This is a genomic window from Nautilia abyssi, assembly GCF_055388085.1.
In genome coordinates, this window is record NZ_AP042376.1 from 52300 (window position 1) to 70943 (window position 18644).

The window sequence follows — 18644 nt, forward strand, 5'->3', positions numbered from 1 at the left end:
GGTAACTCCGCTAAAAGAAAGACTTTTAGCGAATTATAGCATTATTGTTTTAGTTGTAATAAAGTCTGAAGCATCTGGTCTGAAGTTGTTATTGTTTTAGAGTTTGCCTGGAAACCTCTTTGTATGACTATAAGCTGTGTTAAACTTCTGCTTAAATCAACGTTACTCATTTCAAGAGAGCTCGGCTGAATGGATCCTCTTCCTCCGGTACCAGCTGTGCCGATAATAGGTTCCCCTGAGTTAGCAGAAGCGCTGAACAGAGTTCCTCCTTCGCTCATAAGCCCTTCATTATTAACAAATTTAGCCAATGCAACCTGTGCTAATGAATAGCTTCTTCCGTTAGTAAATACGCCTATTACGGTACCTGTCTGGTCTACGACAAGCTGTTGTAAGTCCCCTCCAGGATAACCGTCCTGAGTCTGTCCGCTTGTAGCGCTTGGCGCTTCAAAAGAGGTTATTCCGTCAAATTTACCCATAGAACCGAAATCAAGCTGAATAGCCTGTCCGTCGCTTGCGCCGTTATTCGGATTGAATATCAGGCTTGGCGGATTGTATGAGTTTATACTACCGTCTGAGTTGAATTTCACATATCCGCTTGCCGGCTGGTCAAGGGTGCTAGGTTCAGGTACTTCTGCATACCAGTTCCAAACTGTCGGATCGTTTGGATTTGTAGAAGTATGTGTTTTTCTGAAGTGAAGCGTTAGCGTATGTTTACTTCCTAGAGAGTCGAATACGTCTATACTTGTAGTATGAACTGCCGCATTCATTGATTGAGATAAAGCATCTCCTCCTGCCGCTACACTTCCGTTTATAGGTGAAAATACATCTGTAAACAGCTGATTGTCTTTGTCATCGTCAGGATAACCCGCAACAGTAATATTGAATGAATTAGATGAAGTGTTTTTAATATCAAGCTTACCGTCGCTGTTAATAGACACTATACCTTTATTTCCTGTTGGAGAGTTTGCAGGGTCTCCGCTGTCGTCAACAGCAGTCTGCCATAAATATGCTAAATCCTGTATATCATGGAAATAGTAAACGTCATTTTTATAAAACTGCATAGTTTCAGCATTTGTACCATCCATTCCGTCAAACATTTTAGCCATTCTGCCTATAGGAGTTGTTGTGTCTGCTGCTACTGTGTTTCCGTTGCTGTCTTTGATTTGAGCGTCAGTAATTCCGCTTCCGTCAGACTCTACAAGTTTACCGTCCTGGAAAGTTACAACGTCATCGATGTTTCTGTTAGTCAAATCTGTATTTAACAGACAGCATAAGTCGTCAAATGTCTGGAAGTCTTTGCCGTATGTATAAGTTACGGTATCACCGTTAGACAATACGAAACTTACCTGCTGACCGGTATTTAAGTAAGCTCTAGAATTTGTATTGTCGTTGTAGTAAGTCCAGTGCAGACCTTCGTTTGAATCGCTTATTACGTTTTGATTAGGCTGATATGAACCTGTAGCGCTTCCGCAGCCTTCTGTTTCGTTAATAGGTGTTGAAGAATAGATAAATTTTCTTGTTTCTCCTAATCCATTTATATTTACTGTAATTCCCTGATCGTCTTTTAAGTTAAACGCATCACCGTTTGCATTAAAGAGTTCTCCTACGTCATCAGCTCCGATAAAGCTGTTTTGTATAGCTTTTAAATTTCCTGTGGTTTTTGAAACACCGTTTATAGATTTAAATACGTTTACTAAGTCCTGGTTTGTAACAACCGTAGTATCTAGGGATATTTCATCTCCGGCAGGGGAAGGGTCCGTAATCTGCCCGTTTCCGTTTAAATAGATGGTATATTGAGATGGAGGTATGCTGGTTGTGTCGCTTAATGAAGCACCGGTGCTGTCATGGGTTATATGGTAGTTTAATTCATCAATAAGATCTTTAATTGTAGTAAATTTACCGTCATGATCATCAGTGCTTTTGCCATAAACAAGTGTGACGCTATCTGTTTGACCGTCAAGTCTTTTGACCTGGAATTTAAGTTTATCTACATCAGGTGTCAGGCTGATTTGATTTCCGTTTATGTCATATAATCCGCTAATGTCTGCAGTCTGATCCACAGTCGCTCTTGTTCCTGACATTTCAGAAATATGATCACCGCTGTTTAAATTGGCTTTAATTGAAATTGTACTTGTCGGATTTGCAGGAGTTGTTAATCCAGGAGGGATTGAAATAGGTTTAACGCCGCTAGATGTGTCTATATTATGAGTTTCAGGGTCCGCCATCCATCCCTGAACGATATATCCGTTAGGATCGACAAAATTACCGTTGGCGTCAAAAGTAAAATCTCCTGCTCTAGTGTATTTATATGTTTTACCTCCGTCTCCGCTAACTACGAAAAAACCGTCTCCGTTGATAGCCATATCTGTATTTTTATCGGTATTTTGAATACTTCCCTGTTTAAACATAGTTTCAACAGCACTTACGCTTGTACCTAAACCAACCTGAAGTGAGTTTTTACCTCCTAAATTTCCCTGAGGCGCCGTTGCGCTTTTTACAGTCTGGCTTAAGAGGTTTTGAAAGTTGGTTCTGGAATACTTAAAACCGACGGTATTAACATTTGCAATATTATTTGCTTCTACGTCCATTGCCACCTGGTGAGCGTTAAGTCCGCTGACTCCGCTCCATAAACTTCTCATCATGATGCTATCCTTTTGAGTTTTTATTTATCAAGCAAAAATCATTCCTTTTTGCTTCTGTTTTTATCCTTTTTTCATATCAATTGCTCTTTGAATCATCTGATCGCTTGTTGTAACAGCTTTGGCTGCGCTTGAATACGCTTTTTGAATTACAATTAGTTCTGTCATAGCCTGTGAAAAATTAACGTTAGACGCTTCAAGGCTGTTTGATGATAATGAGCTTCCGCTGATATAATTTCCGTTTTGGTCTGTATAAAGTATTGCTTTATTTGAATTGTCTGTTTCTCTAAAAAGATTGCCTCCTACACTCTCAAGCCCCTGATCGTTTTGAAAATGGTACACAGGTATCTGTCCTAATACGGACATTTGTCCGTTTGAAAAAAGAGCTTCGATATTTCCGTTTGAGCTGATTTGATAATTATTCAGATAACCTTCTTCTATACCGTTTTGGGAATATGAATATGAAGGTCCAGTGTCTGATTTTGCGTATGAAGTCAAATCGAGATTTAACGTCATATTTTGAGGGTCGGTTATATTTACGCTTTTTGGAGAGAGCAGTTGGCCGTTTTCATCAAATGTAAGATCGAAATTTTGTGTTGATATAACGTTTGAATCAGGAGCTTTTATTGATATTTCGCCATTCCACTGAATTTGACCGTTTAATACTTTCTGTTTTGTAAAAGTTAAAGACATAGTATCTTTTTGTCCGTTTGCTTCTATTATATTTCCTCCGAAACTTTGCGAATTTTGGAGAAAATCGTAACTTTTTGCACTAGTCTGTCCGTATATTTCATTTCCAAGTCTTCCTAAATTATTCATAAAAAGATCATTTGAATCTTCTGTTTTTAGAGAATATGCGTTAATTGTATTTACTGAATTGTTGTCTATACATATTCTTCCTTCACTGTCTAAATATACTTTGGTTTCATCCGGATATGCGTCGTTTGCCAATGACTGTATTATATTATTGAAATCGCTGATTGATGAAAATTCATACTGATTCTGGGGATCAGAGCTGTATGAAATTTTGGCTGCAGCAATATTTGGCATTAATTCGTTATTGGATTTTAATATTATCTGATTCGGATCAGAAATTTCTATGCCGTTATCAGTTATCTGGTTTTGAATACCGGCATCATCGAATGCTTTGTGTAAAGCGTCTTGAATTTCTTCTTTTGTAGAACCGTCAGGCATATCTATATTAAAAGTTTTTCCGTTTAATGTAAAATCATATACTGCGTCTTTTCCGTCTTTCGGGTCGTCATTGATGCATATATCGGTTGATATCAGGTTATTGTCATATGTTGCAGGATTTCCGAATCCGAATACCAGAGAGTCTCCGTTTCTGATTTGCAGATCCTGACCGTCTTTTGAATACAAGGCGCTAAAATCACTGTCTTCTGTTGCCGGAGTGGTAGTTGATATTACGCTGTTGTCATTTAAATTAGCGGTTAAAGTGGCTTCAGTAGTCGGTACTGCCGGCAATATTACGTCATTTGGAAGAGAAATAGGGCTCATTTGGGTGTTTTGGGAAATCAGATTGTCTGTATTTATACTTCTGTTGACGCTATAGCTTCCGTCAGGATTTTTTATAAGATTATTGGCATTGGCAACAAGCAGATAATCTCCGTTATCGTCAACCAAATATCCTTCTCCGTCTCTTTTAAAAGCCCCTGTTCTTGTATAATAAGTCTGATTGTCTTTTGATACGCTAAACCATCCTTCTCCGTTAATGGAAAGATCAAAAGGATTGTCTGTCTGAATTAGGCTTCCCTGGCTTAAATTCATGGCTGTTGATGAAAGTTTACTTCCCATTCCGATATCTGAAGAAATTGGCTGGTCACTCAGCTGGTCTGCAAAAATGGTGGAAAATTCCGGAACTTCTTCTTTATATCCGTTGGTATTAATGTTCGCAATATTATTTCCCCATATGTCAATTCCGTATTGAAAACTTTTCAGTCCGGTAATCCCGTTATAAAAAGATGTTGTCATTTTATCCCTTTAGCTTATTCTTGCCATTGGTAAATTTCTTGAATCTGACTGAACGGAACATAATTACTGCCGAGTTTTGCATAAGGCTCACCGTTTTCAAAACGGATAGATTCTATAGGATATGCCCCAAGGGCGGTTGTCTCTTCTTTTCCGTCAGGTGTTGTGTAATCTGCTGTTACTTCATAAGTGTCGCTTGGAACCCTTTGTCCGTTGTCTCCTATTAAATCCCAGTCAAAGTTTAAAACCCCTTTTGTATGAGCTTCGAGAGGGAATGTTTTTACGACATTTCCTGATTTATCTTTAATTATTACATTTCCGCTTGTTATATCGTCTCCGAAATAGAGATCAAAATTAACGCTTTTATCTTCATCGGTTACGTTAATGTATCTGTTTCCGGTATCACCCATTTTACCTATTGCTGACAGTGCGCTGAACTGACCGGTTGCTTGAAGAGTATTAGACAGGTTGTCAAGTGTTTTTTGCATGTTATCGTTCATTTCCAGTGTAGATAACTGTGCTGTCTGGTCAAGCATTTTATCCGTATCCATAGGATCAGTAGGGTCCTGGTTTTCAAGTTCGGTTAAAAACAGCTGCATAAACTGGTCTGAAGTTAACTGTGAGTCCGGATTGTATACAAAATCGCTGCTTGAAGCGGTTGTTGTGTTTGATACGCTTGTTATTGCCATGTTAAGCCTTTTTTATGAAACAAGCAATTATTATTCCAAAATAAGGCGAAAAGGGAGATAGATTTTTGTTTTTTTGTATTATGCGTATTGGTAAGGTATCTCTATAATGAGCTCGTCATTTTCTTCGCTGTTGTTATTGCCGAATTTTTGATTTTGTCTGTATTCTTTGTTACCCTGATCCTGCTGATGGTTAAAACTCATATTTACGTCGGTAAAGCCCATGTTAATTAAGTTTTGTCTAAGCTCCTGCTGTTGAGAATGTAAAAAACTTACAGCGGTGTTGTTTGAATTTATCTGTATTTGTAAATTGTCTCCCCTGTGAACAAGAGTTACTTCTACTTTTCCAAGTTCTTTTGGATGAAGTTCCATTGATAATTTGGAAATAGGCGGTTTATAATTGTCTACGGCTTCTTTTAATCTGCTGCTGAAATGCTGAATAGACTGTTTGGCTTTGTGTATGTTTTGTTTTAACTGGTCGACACTGAAACCGCTGTTTTGTGTAATTGAATCTGTTTTAACGTTTCTGCTTTGTGTGTGTTTTTCTTTATTGTCAGACACAGTGTCTTTTAAAGCGTTGATATTTAACTGTTCTTCCGGGTTTAGAGTGTCTTTGCTCTGTTTAATTAAAGATGAAAGTATGTTTTTAGGGGTTTCTTTTGAAACCGTGTTTGTATTGTTAAATTTTAAATCTTTTTTTAAACTGTTTAATTTATCGGTTTTTAAAGCTATTTTGTTTTTAGGAAGAAATTGCTGAATATCCTGTTTAGGAGGATTTTTTTCATAAGAAATAACTATTTTGCTTATATTTAATTCTTTTTTGTTGGCAAAATCCACAAGTTCTTTAAATGTTTTTATTTCTTTGAATTCTTTTACGTCATTTTCTGAAAATTTTATATTTTCAAGTGTCTGCTGGGAAGTAATCATTTTTTTCGTTACATTTACTATCTTTTCTTCCAGAGCGTTTTTGTCGGTTGATAAAGAGGTATTAAGAGTGCTGTTTATCAGTTCAGCTATATTTTCACTGCTGTTGTCTGATTCATTTTTTTTATTGTCAGTAAAGAGTTTATTTATTTTGTCTTCAAGCTCTTTATTGGATATTGGTGTTTCGTTAATGAGTTTTTTTAGTATTTCCGATTCGGTTGAGTCAGTTTTAATGTCTTTGACGATTTTTTCATTTAATTTTTCTTTTGAATTTTTTATATCCGGTTTTGGAAAATCTTTTAAATTAGTGGTTTTTTCTTCTTTTAAAGATTGTTTTAAATCATCAATAAGCTTTTTTAGGCTCTGTGCGTCTTTATCCTGTAAAGTTATTTTGTCCAGATCTTTTTCGTTTAGATTTAAATTTTTAAAAAGTTTAGTAAGTTCTTCAGGATTGTCTTTGTATGTTTTCATTAAATCCAATAAAAAGTTGCCTTTGGAACCGTTTGAAGGTTTAACGCTCCCGTCATCGGCTGTATTTAAAATAAGACTTTCAATAATAGACATGCATGAGCCTTTTTTTAAGAGGCTCAAGCAATTTTTATTCCTAATTTAAATTTTAAATTTTTCTGTTTCGTTTTTCAGTTCGTTTGAAACGCTTTCAAGTTCAGTTACAATCTGTTTTAGTTTTTTTGAGATGTCTTCTGTCGTTTTGCTTTCTTCCAACAGACCATGAGCCGTTTCTATTAAGGCCTGAATGTGTTCGTTTATTTTTAACGTTTCTTCTTTTGCTATATGTGCGTTTTGTATGGTTGTGTTAAGTTTTTCCATGGTGCTGTTGGTTTGCGTTATCAGTTCGTCCGTTTCGGTTGTAGTGTTTTGAAATTCCTGAACGTTTTGTTCTATGGTATGCTGGGCCTGAAGTATACCCTGAACTATGATATTTACACCGGCGTCTATTTCGGAAAGAGATTTTTGTGTTCTTTCGGCCAGTTTTCTTACTTCATCTGCCACTACGGCAAAACCTCTTCCGTGTTCTCCCGCTCTTGCGGCCTCGATTGCCGCGTTAAGTGCCAGGAGGTTTGTCTGGTCAGCTATTTCTTTGATAATTGTAATTATATCTTTGATTTGATTTGACTGGCCCGCAAGATTTGTAATGTGCTGTGCTATTTCCGTTTCATTTTGAACTTCGTGCTGTATTTTATTAACAACGTCTGTCAGTTTTTTGGTTGTCATTTCAAGTGTTTTTTGAGTGTCGATTATATCGTCAACCGTTTTTACCACTTTGTCTTCTGCCGAGTCGACGCTTTGCTGAACTCTGTTAATATATGTGTTAAGATTTTTTATGAGGTTTGTCTGAGTTTCAACATTTAATTCGATGTTTTCAGCATTTTTTGAAATATTTGACGTAATGTTAAGCAGTTTTTGTGTTGAATATTTGATTTTATTGATAATATCTTTTAATGCTTTTATAAATTTATTAATAGCTTTGGCAATACCTTTTATTTCTTTTGAACCTTTTTCGTCCAGAGTTATAGTTAAATCGTCTTCATTTGCGGTTAAAACGTTGGAGTATTCGGTAACCGGTTTTATTATGTTTTTTTCAAAAAAGATATTAATTGCGATAATAATTATTGCAATAAACAGTATTAAAGCCAAAATTCCTCCGATAAGCATTATTTCCTGTGTTTTTGCTATAGATTTTTTAACCTGAGTCATAGGAACTTCCACCGAAACGATTCCTCTGATATCTCCTACTTTATAGTTAAAGGCAACAGGTCCGTAATCTTTTACCAGGGCTTTGTATAAATTTTCAGGAACGTCTTTGTGAGGCACACCGTGACACTTTAAACACGCTTTTTTAATATACAGCGGTTTTGCGTATCTTATAACCTGTTCCCCTTTTTCATTTTTCCCGATTTCATAATATTCCGGCAGTTTTTTTTCTTCAATGAGTTTTAAGATTCTTTTTTCATATTTATTTGGTTTGTTTAGAGGGTTTCTGTATTTTAAGGAAGTCTGTTTTATATAAAAACCTGATTTTTCGGTAACCGTTTTAGCGACGTTTCTCCCTGAATATGCAGGAGTGCATGCCCATCTTGAAATAGATTTGTCTTTTCGTGTAACATGTGGAGCTATTTTAGCCATATAACCTCTCATTGCTATAAGCTGGTCGGCTGCTTTTCTTGCCTTGTCTATATTTTCCTGTTCGGCAAGTTTGTATATCTGATTTTGGATTATAAAATATCCCGGTATCAGAATGGAAACAAATGCGAGTATTATCAGTAAAACAATTTTTAGTTTTGAGCTCATATTAATCCTTGATTAATTTTTTAATGCTCGAATCATATCTATTTTTTTTAAATATATTAGTAAAATGTCCGTTTATAAATTTTTTTTATTTTAATGTATGGTTTTAATTATATTTATTGTTATCTATATTGAACATAATTAGATATAATTGCGGAAAAATTTCAGAATAAAAGGCAATTAATGAAAAATATTAGAAATATTGCGGTTATCGCACACGTTGACCACGGTAAAACTACACTGGTTGACGAACTTCTAAAACAGTCAGGAACTCTTGACGAAAGAAAAGAACTGGGCGAAAGGGTAATGGACTCTAACGACCTGGAAAAAGAAAGAGGTATTACTATTTTAAGTAAAAATACCGCAATAAAATGGAACGATTACAAAATTAATATTATCGATACGCCGGGACACAGCGATTTCGGCGGAGAAGTTGAGAGGGTTTTAAAAATGGTTGACGGCGTTCTGCTTCTTGTTGACGCACAAGAAGGGGTTATGCCTCAGACTAAATTTGTTGTAAAAAAAGCTCTTTCACTGGGATTAAAACCTATTTTAGTAGTAAATAAAATAGATAAACCAGCTGCAGAGCCGGACAGAGTCGTGGATGAAGTTTTTGACCTTTTTGTAAGTATGGGTGCGAGTGAAGACCAGCTTGAGTTTCCTATTATTTACGCTGCAGCTAAAAACGGTATAGCAAAATGGGAGCTTGAAGACGACAATGAAAATATGACTCCGATATTCGAAGCTATAGTGGAACATATTCCTGCACCTACCGGTGAAGAGGACAAACCTCTTCAAATGCAGGTATTTACACTTGATTACGATAATTTCGTAGGTAGAATAGGTATTGCAAGAATTTTCAACGGGAGTGTAAGTAAAGGTGAAAGCGTAACGCTTGTTAAAGCTAGCGGAGAAAAAATAAACGGCAGAATTACTAAACTGTTAGGTTTTCTTGGACTTGACAGGGTTGAGATTGATAAAGCAAGTGCGGGGGATATTGTTGCTATTGCGGGGTTCAGCGCACTTGATGTCGGAGATACTATTGCAGACAAAGACAATCCTGTAGGACTTGACCCTCTACATATCGAAGAGCCTACAATCAGCGTAATTATGAGCGTTAACGATTCTCCTCTTGCAGGAACAGAAGGTAAAAACGTAACCGCTCCTAAGCTTAGAGACAGACTTTTTAAAGAGATGGAAACAAATATCGCAATGAAAATTGAAGAGCTAGGCGAAGGTAAATTTAAAGTATCAGGAAGAGGTGAGCTTCAGATAGCTATCCTTGCTGAAAACTTAAGAAGAGAAGATTTTGAGTTTTCACTTTCACGTCCGGAAGTAATTATCAAAGAAGAAAACGGTGTTAAACTTGAGCCGTATGAATACGTAGTGGTTGACGTTCCTGAAGAGTACAGCGGTGCGGTAATCGAAAAACTCGGAACCCGTGGCGGAATTATGAAAAACATGATGCCTTTAAGCGACGGTTCTACAAGAATCGAATTCGAAATGCCTGCACGAGGACTTATCGGATACAGAGGTGAATTTATGACAGATACTAAAGGTGAAGGTGTTCTTAACAGCTCATTTTTAGATTTCAGACCTGCGACTACAAAACCTTATACAAGAAAAAACGGTGCGCTTATTTCTATGGAAAACGGGGTTGCCGTAGGTTATGCGATATTCAATCTGCAAGAGAGAGGAAGAATGTTTATAAAACCTGGTGATAAAGTGTATAACGGTATGATAGTGGGAGAACACAGCAGAAGCAACGACCTTGAAGTTAATCCTATTAAAGGTAAAAACCTTACAAACGTGAGAGCCAGCGGCAGTGATGAAGCTATCAAACTTGTTCCTCCTGTTGAAATGACGCTTGAAAGAGCGCTTGAGTGGATAGAAGACGATGAGCTTGTGGAAGTTACTCCTCAGTCTATCCGTGTTAGAAAAAAATACCTTGATTCTTCAGTAAGAAAAAGAATGTCAAAAAATAAAAAATAATTCTTTTTCTTTTTTCTTTATTTCCTTTTACAAGTGTCAGACACATAAAATAAATACATGTTTTGCATTGTAAAATGTGTAAATTTTTACACTTTTAAAATTAAGATAAAAAAAATCTTATAATTTATTCTTATAACATAAGTAATTCATTCTTAATTTGATAAAATTCGACAAAATTATTAAAGGAGCGGTATGAAAAAATTCTTGTTTATTTCAGCCGCTTTGTCAAGTCTGCTTTTAGCTAAAACGGTTAATTTCGATACCGTGCTTAAGGAAAGTTTAAATAACAACTTGGAGCTAAAGGCTAAAAAGCTTAACATTGACAAAGCTAAAGCTGATTTAAAAACAGCCAAGGGATATGACTGGGGTAAACTTGTTTTCAGCGAAGAGATTAGCAGAAGCAATAACGCAATGTATGTTTTCGGCATGAAACTTGAAAGCAGGGAAGCTACTTTTAGGGATTTCGGTTTTGCAGATTTTTTAAGTGCATGGGGGAGCGGAGCGACTCCTGATCAGCTTTTGGCTATTCAGCCGAAAGATTTGAATTATCCTGGCAGCAGAAGCAATTTCAAAACAAAATTTGTTTATGAAGTTCCTATTTTTACAGGATTTAAATTAAAATATGCCAAAGAAATGGCAAAACTGCAGGTTCTTGCAAATAAATTCAAATATGCTCATGACAAAAACAAACTGGCAATAGAAGTGTTAAAGGCATATAACGGTGCCGTAGCGGCTAAATATTTTATTAAAGCTCTTCAAAAAGCCAAACAGACAACCAGCAGCTTTGTAAAAATGATTACCGAATTTAAGAAAGTCGGAATGGCAACGGATACTGATCTTCTTCAGGCAAAAAAAAGAGACAGCGAAGTAGCGGCAATGCTTGTGGAAGCAAAAAACAAATATGCTCTTGCTATTTCTTATCTCAGATTTTTAAGCGGGGATGACAGTATAAGCAATGTAGGCGATTTTAAGGTGATTGTTTCGCCTAATGCGGATTTAAAAGAGCTTGAAAAACTTGCACTTCAGAACAGAAACGATTTAAAATGGATGCAGAAAAACGTTGAAACAATGCAGAAAAAAGTAAAAATGGATTCTTCTGTAAAATATCCTACAATAGGAGCGCACCTTGAATACGGCTGGAATGACAATCAGCTTAATAACATCAGTGCGGACAAAGATTATTATGTGGCGGCTGTAGGGCTTAATTATAATATTTTCGATAACAGCGAAAAAGCTAAAATAGAAAAAAGTAAAATCGAAGCGCTTCAGACTGCTTATTATTACAAATATATGAAAAAAGGCGTAAAACTTCAGGTTGAACAGAAATATTTAGACCTGAGAGCAAAAGCGGCTGTTCTGAAAAATAAAATTATTAACAGAGATTTAGCGGAAGAAATACTTAAAAAATACGAATATATGTATAAACAGGGAATGATTAACATGACAATTCTTTTAATGAAAGAGGCGGATGCCAGAAAAGCCAGAGCGGAGCTTATTAAGGCTAAATATGATGAAGCGCTTGCTGCGGCTGAATTAAAAGCGGCATTAGGAGATTTAGTAAAGGAGAGTAAATGAAAAAAATAGCACTTTTGAGCGGTTTAGTTGCTGCACTGTTTGCGTTTGAAACGGCAACGGCGGTAAAAAAAGATATTAATATTAAAAAAGAATATGTTGCAAATATATATTCGCCTTCACAGGTTATGGTTGCAACAAGAGTAATGGGATATATTAAAAAAATCAATGTAGAAGAGGGTGATGTAGTAAAAAAAGGCGAAGAGCTGTTTGTTGTAGATCCGAGTGATATTTATTCAATGCTAAATCAGGCAAGAGGGGCGCTGCTTCAGGCACAAAGCGGTGTGCTTATGGCTGAAATGGCATATGCCGATGCAAAAAAAGATTATGAAAGATTCAAAAATTTATACGAGCACGGTGCGGTAAGTAAAAGAGATTTTGAAAAAATGACATTAAATATGAATATTAGAAAAAAACAGGTAGATATGGCAAAAGGTATGCTTAAACAGGCAAAAGCAGGTCTTGCTATGGCAAGAAACCAGCTTAAATATGCAAAAGTTAAATCACCTATCGACGGTGTTGTTACAATGAAAATGAAAAAAGTAGCCGAAATGGCTCTTCCGGGTTATCCGGTGCTTGTCCTTAGCGATATTCATAACCTTAAAGCAAAAAGTTTCGTAAAAGAAGAAGATATTGACAAATTTAAAATTGGAATGCCTGTAATTATAAAAGTTCCGGCAATCAAAAAAGAGTTTAAAGCAAAAGTTTCAACAATTATTCCTAGTGCGGATCCTGCCACACATTCATACATAGTTAAATATACTTTTGAAACTACAAAAGGCCTGCTTCCAGGAATGTATGCGAAAGCAGAAGTTACTATAGCTAAAAAAGAAGCGGTACTTGTACCTTTCAGCGCTCTAACATCAAGAAGCGGTATAGTAGGCGTGTTTGTTGTAAACGGAGATATTGCAAGATTTGTGCCTGTTACTCAGATAGGTCAGGTGAAAGATAAAATTGCCGTAAAAGGATTAAACGGAGGAGAAAAAGTTATACTTTATCCGCCTGCAAATTTAAGTGACGGACAAAAATTATAGGAGAAGCGATGGATGAATTAAAAACTTTAAAAGCTAAAATCGACGCTAAAAGAAAAGAGCTTGAAGAAAAAAAAGGCTCTTCTTGCAGCATTGAAGAGCTCAAAGAAACCGAAGCCGAACTGAAAGCTTTGGAAGAAGAGGTAGTAAAAAAAGAAAAAGAATTAGAAGCTATTGAAGAAGAGCTTTCATTAAATATTGCCGGAAAGCTGGCAAGAGCGTTTTTAAAAAACCCGCTGACTCCTGTAATTGCGATAACACTTATATTAATGGGGCTTATAGCGGTATTTTTTACGCCTCGTGAAGAAAACCCTCAAATAGACGTACCGGCGGCTAACGTAATGGTTGTATATCCGGGGGCCAGCAGCAAGGAAGTGCAGAATATTATTGTCGAGCCTCTTGAGAGAACTCTAAAAGCGATGACCGGCGTTAAACATGTATACGGTATGGCTATGAACAGTGTCGGTATCGTAACTGTCAGATTTAAGATCGGTCAGGATAAAGTCAGAAGTATTTCAAAACTTTATGACAGAGTTATGCAGAATATGGATAAAATGCCAAAAGGCGTTATGCCTCCGCTTATTAAACCGATAGACATTGACGAAGTTCCGATTGTTACATTGGCTCTATCAAGTACCAAATATAATGACGCCCAGTTATACAGAATGGCTCAAAGACTGCTTTCACCTTTAGCCGAAGTTAAAAACGTTAGTATTATAGGTATAAAAGGCGGACATAAAAGACAGTTTAATATTATTATAAATCCTGAGAAACTGGCTGCTTACCATCTTTCTTTAGGTCAGATCGCAATGGCTTTAAAAGCCGGAAACGTTGATTATCCTTTAGGCGGTGTTGATAATAAAAAATATTCTATTCCTGTGGAATTCGACGGATTTATAAAATCACCTAAAGACGTTGCGAATTTAGTAGTGGCGAATTATATGGGAAGACCTATTTATATTAAAGATATAGCAAAAGTTGTTGACGGTGTTGATTTCCAGCATAAACATCAGACATATTACGAAGCCGGACAGGCTTACTATGAAGATCCTAAAATTACAGGAAAAGCTGATAATAAATTTCCTGTAGGAGTAAGACAAAACCAGGTAACTATATTCATAGGTAAAAAAAGAGGAACTAACGCGGTATTTGTAGCTCACGACGTAATCAAAAAAGCAGAAGAGCTTAAAAAATCCCTTCCAAAAGATGTAAATATTTACATTACCAGAAACAACGGTAAAAAAGCCAACCATGCCGTTAACGAGCTGATTTACCATTTATTGATATCACTGGGTATTATCGTAATACTTCTTATTATTATGCTCGGATGGAGAGAAGCGCTGATCGTAGCCTTTACGGTTCCGCTTATTTTATCCATTACGCTGTTTATAGGTATGCTTGCCGGACAGACTATCAACAGAATTACTCTGTTTGCGCTTATTCTGTCACTGGGGCTTCTGGTCGACAGTGCTATTATTGTTATCGAAAATATACACAGACATTTTGAAATCGGTGACAAACCAAGAGAATATGCGGCTATTTATGCGACAAATGAAATAGGTAACCCTACAAATATTGCAACGTTGGCCATTATTCTTGCATTCGTGCCGATGTTTTTCGTTACGGGAATGATGGGGCCTTATATGCAGCCTATTCCTTTTAACGTTCCGATTGCGATGATTTCCTCACTTGTTATAGCGTATATTTTTACGCCTTGGGCATCTGTTAAATTCCTGCCTGAACACAAAAAAGACGAGCATCATGAACCGTTTGACATAAGAAAAACAAAAACATATAAAATTTTCTATAAAATCTTAAATCCTCTATTGACGTCGACTCCTAAAAGGGCAGTGTTCTTTACGGGACTTATCGTATTGCTGCTCGGTTCTATGGCGCTTCCTGCATTTAAAATAGTGCTTTTTAAAATGCTGCCTTCAGCTAATAAAAACACATTTAACATTACAATAGACCTGCCAAAAGGAAGCTCTATCGATTCAACCAAAGAAGTCAGCGACTGTGTGGCTTCTATTTTGGCCCAGCAAAAAGAGATTAAAGATTTTGAACAGTTTATAGGAATTACGGGAGTAGTTGACTTTAACGGACTTCTTAGAGGAAGTTCAATGAAAAGAGGTGAAAACATAGGTGAAATCAGAGTCAACCTTTATCCTAAGGAAGAAGGAAGAAAAGAGAGCTCAATCGATATGGTTTCGCGCTTAAGACCTATAATTCAAAAACAGTGCAGTTTTCATAACGCAAATATCAAACTTGTAGAAGACCCTCCGGGACCGCCTGTAATCGCTACGCTGTTAATGCAGGTATTCGGCGGTGATGAAAACGGAAGAGTCAAACTTGCGGAAGATATAGAAAAAATTTACAAACATACTAAAAGAGTCGTTGATATAGATGTAATGAGAGACAGGGAAATTGTAAAATACAAAATCATTCCTGACAGGGAAAAAGCAGCTCTTCTCGGAATAAGCACGGATCAGATTGCTAAAATTTTAGGAATGGGACTTAGAGGTGCGGTTGTAAGTGTTGCGCATATTCCTAGCGAAAAAGACCAGGTTGGAATTTTCGTAAGATTTGCTAAAAATGCCAGAAATTCCATTGACGCTCTTGATAAGATAAAACTTATGTCAATGACGACACACAGACTTGTTCCTTTAAAAGAGGTGGTAAAAGTCGTGCCTGTGGCATATGACGGTATGATTACATCTAAAGATTTAAGACCGATGGTAATGGTTACCGGTGAAATGGATAAAAGGGGTAGTTTATATGCACTGCTTGACGTATTCAGTGAGCTTAAAGATAAAGGCATACCTGGTTATAAAATAACATATGACGGAAATCCTAGACTTAATCTAAAAGCTACCGATTTAAAAACTGGCGAGACATACGATTTGATCTGGGGCGGAGAATGGGAACTTACATTTGACGTGTTCAGAGACCTCGGAAGCGCATTCGGTGTTGCGGTAATTCTGATTTATTTATTGATGGTTGCATATTATAAAAACTTTAGAGTACCGAGAATCGTTCTTGCGGCTGTGCCTCTTACATTTATCGGGGTGCTTCCGGGACATGCCATTATGAACTGGATTACATTAGCATTCTGGCATTCTAAAACTTATTTTACGGCGACGAGTATGATTGGGTTTATTGCCCTTGCAGGTATAGTTGTAAGGAACTCGCTGTTGCTTATTGACTTTACCAATGATCTTCTTAAACAGGGAAGATCTATAAATGAAGCGGTAATAGAAGCGGCTGCTACAAGATTCAGACCTATTATCTTAACAGCTCTTGCGATTATACTTGCATCAATGGTAATCGTACTTGATCCTGTATGGCAGGGTCTGGCTGTTGCACTTATTTTTGGTGTATTGGCTTCTACACTTCTTTCAGTTGTCGTAGTTCCGGTACTTTACTGGAGATATCTGATTTCTAAACATAAAAAAGAAAAACACGTACACTACGGGTTAGAAGAGGTATAAATTAAAGTTATATCCTTTTCTTTTTTTTTCTTTTTGTTATAATTACTCCCTGAACAAATGTTCATCAAGGGAACGTTATGACAAATCTTTTTATAAAAATGGCAAGAATTATAGTTTTGTCATTATTAGTGGCGAGTACTGCTTTGGTTATACTCTATTTTATTATTTATGAGCAACTTATAACCGATCAGATAGATAAAGCAAAAACCGCTACCGATTCGATTATAGTAATGAAATACTCTCAAATGCTTCATAATAATACATTTAAAGACATAATAAAAATTTATAGCAAAAGAACCGATATCAAGTTTAATATATATCCTGTGTTCGGAAATATGCCGTTTGATAAAAAATTTATAAACAATATTTTAAAAAACAATCAATTCTATAAAATTAAAAACGACAATCTTATTTATTACAGACCTCTAAGAGTTGAGGCCGAGTGTGTGAGGTGTCACGGTGGAATTAAAAGAAACAGATATACCGGATTTAAATTAGGAGAGTTTATAGGAGTGTTAGAGGCAAAACTCCCTATAAAAGAACAGCTGTACAAATATAATCATACATTTTTATGGATATTTGCGATACTCGGAATTGCGCTTATTTTTACTTTATATTATTTTTACGATTATATGAAAACCATTAAAACCGACATAGGCACTATTCTTTATTATTTCAGAAATAAAATAGAAAGAGGGCTGTATGAGCCTTTGAGAGCAAAAATGCAGTATGTAGAGTTTGAAAAACTCAAAAAAGAGATTAACAACGCAGTCAACTCTATAGTATATTTCAGAAATGAACTGATTAAAAGTTATCTGGTAAACGATTTGACAAAACTTCCTAACAGAATGAAACTTCTTGAGGATTTGAAAAAAGAGCAGTTTAATTTAGCGATACTGAACATAAACAATTTCAGGGAAATAAACGACTATTTCGGACAGGATATAGGAGATAAGCTTATCAGACTGATAGGAGAAAGGCTTAAAAACCTCTCAGACAGGGTTTATCATATAAATATAGACGAATTTGCAATGCCTCTTCCTTACGGAGTTAAAGAAAAAAATTTCGAATTTGTCCATAATATTATAGAAGAACTTGAAAAACCGTATAAAATTTATGATAAAGAGATTATTTTAACGTTCAGATGCGGTATGAGCAAAACGAAAGAAAACCTTTTGACTACTGCTGATATCGCTTTGGAATACGCAAAAAGAAAGAAAGTGAAATGTCTCTGTTTCTGTGATATAAAAGATACTCTTAAAGTATTTGAAAAAAACCTTCAGATGCTTAGTATCCTGGTCAAAGCGATTAAACATGACAGGGTGAAAGTTTATTATCAGGGAATAGTTGACAATAAATCGTTAAAAGTAGTTAAATATGAAGCTCTTGTAAGAATAGAGGATGAAGAAGGGAAAATATATCTGCCTAGCAGTTTTTTAGATATTGCAAAAAGTGCCAATCTTTATCCTGAAATTACAAAAAGAGTGTTTAAAAAAGCTTTGGATACGTTTAAAGACAGAAAAGAAATTATTTCTCTGAATTTGGACCTTGAAGATTTTGAAAATGAAAAGCTCAGGGAATTTGTAAAAAATATAATTAATCAGTTTCCTGAGCCTGAAAGAATAACAATAGAGCTTTTAGAAAGTGAAGATATTACACAGTCTGAAGTGTCAATCGAATTTATGAAATATTTAAAATCCATGGGAGTTAAAATTTTCATAGACGATTTCGGAAGCGGATATTCGAATTTCAGTTATCTGTTTAATTTTGAAGTAAACGGATTTAAAATAGACGGCAGTCTTATTAAAAATATTTTAACGGATAAAAAATCTCAGATGATTGTGGAAACCATGGTTGCTTTTGCTAAAAAAGGCGGTATGAGAATTGTTGCTGAGTATGTAGAATCCAAAGAGATTTTTGAAAAAGTAAAAGAGCTCGGAGTCGATTGTTCACAGGGATTTTATTTTTCAAAACCCTCAGAGATTATTTGATATAATTTCGCTTAAAAAAGGCGGG

At 35.9% G+C, this 18644-nt stretch carries 9 protein-coding genes and 1 pseudogene; 5 read left to right on the forward strand and 5 right to left on the reverse strand.

The genetic code is table 11. The features are described 5' to 3' along the window. Positions 1-41: 41 nt before the first annotated feature. The 5 genes and pseudogenes from ACZ5EP_RS00265 to ACZ5EP_RS00285 all read right to left on the reverse strand — a co-directional run. Positions 42-2642, reverse strand: a complete 2601-nt coding sequence (locus ACZ5EP_RS00265; RefSeq protein WP_464508945.1) for a flagellar hook-basal body complex protein — start codon at positions 2640-2642, stop codon at positions 42-44. Positions 2643-2702: 60 nt separating this feature from the next. Beyond that, positions 2703-4631, reverse strand: coding sequence for a flagellar hook-basal body complex protein (locus tag ACZ5EP_RS00270; protein WP_464508946.1), 1929 nt, complete (start codon positions 4629-4631; stop codon positions 2703-2705). Between the two features lie 14 nt (positions 4632-4645). Beyond that, positions 4646-5317, reverse strand: a complete 672-nt coding sequence (locus tag ACZ5EP_RS00275) for a flagellar hook capping FlgD N-terminal domain-containing protein (protein ID WP_464508947.1) — start codon at positions 5315-5317, stop codon at positions 4646-4648. A gap of 78 nt (positions 5318-5395) precedes the next feature. Next, positions 5396-6802, reverse strand: a complete 1407-nt coding sequence (locus ACZ5EP_RS00280) for a flagellar hook-length control protein FliK (protein ID WP_464508948.1) — start codon at positions 6800-6802, stop codon at positions 5396-5398. Positions 6803-6847: 45 nt separating this feature from the next. Continuing rightward, positions 6848-8392 (reverse strand): annotated as a pseudogene (locus ACZ5EP_RS00285) (methyl-accepting chemotaxis protein); the annotation flags it as partial. 336 nt (positions 8393-8728) lie between these two features. On the opposite strand from ACZ5EP_RS00285, the gene typA reads away from it, so the two are divergent. From typA to ACZ5EP_RS00310, 5 genes are all read left to right on the forward strand, one after another. After that, entirely contained in the window at positions 8729-10537 is a 1809-nt protein-coding gene (gene typA / locus ACZ5EP_RS00290; RefSeq protein WP_464508949.1) for a translational GTPase TypA, read from the forward strand. Between the two features lie 192 nt (positions 10538-10729). After that, complete coding sequence (locus ACZ5EP_RS00295) at positions 10730-12112, forward strand: TolC family protein (protein ID WP_464508950.1); 1383 nt, start codon at positions 10730-10732, stop codon at positions 12110-12112. Then, complete coding sequence (locus ACZ5EP_RS00300; RefSeq protein WP_127681395.1) at positions 12109-13143, forward strand: efflux RND transporter periplasmic adaptor subunit; 1035 nt, start codon at positions 12109-12111, stop codon at positions 13141-13143. The genes ACZ5EP_RS00295 and ACZ5EP_RS00300 overlap by 4 nt, the downstream gene beginning before the upstream one ends. 8 nt (positions 13144-13151) lie before the next feature. After that, positions 13152-16628 carry an efflux RND transporter permease subunit gene (locus tag ACZ5EP_RS00305; protein ID WP_464508951.1) on the forward strand — a complete coding sequence of 1159 codons (3477 nt, stop codon included), beginning with the start codon at positions 13152-13154 and terminating at the stop codon, positions 16626-16628. A 77-nt stretch (positions 16629-16705) separates the two neighbouring features. Further along, entirely contained in the window at positions 16706-18619 is a 1914-nt protein-coding gene (locus ACZ5EP_RS00310) for an EAL domain-containing protein (protein WP_464508952.1), read from the forward strand. Positions 18620-18644: the final 25 nt, after the last annotated feature.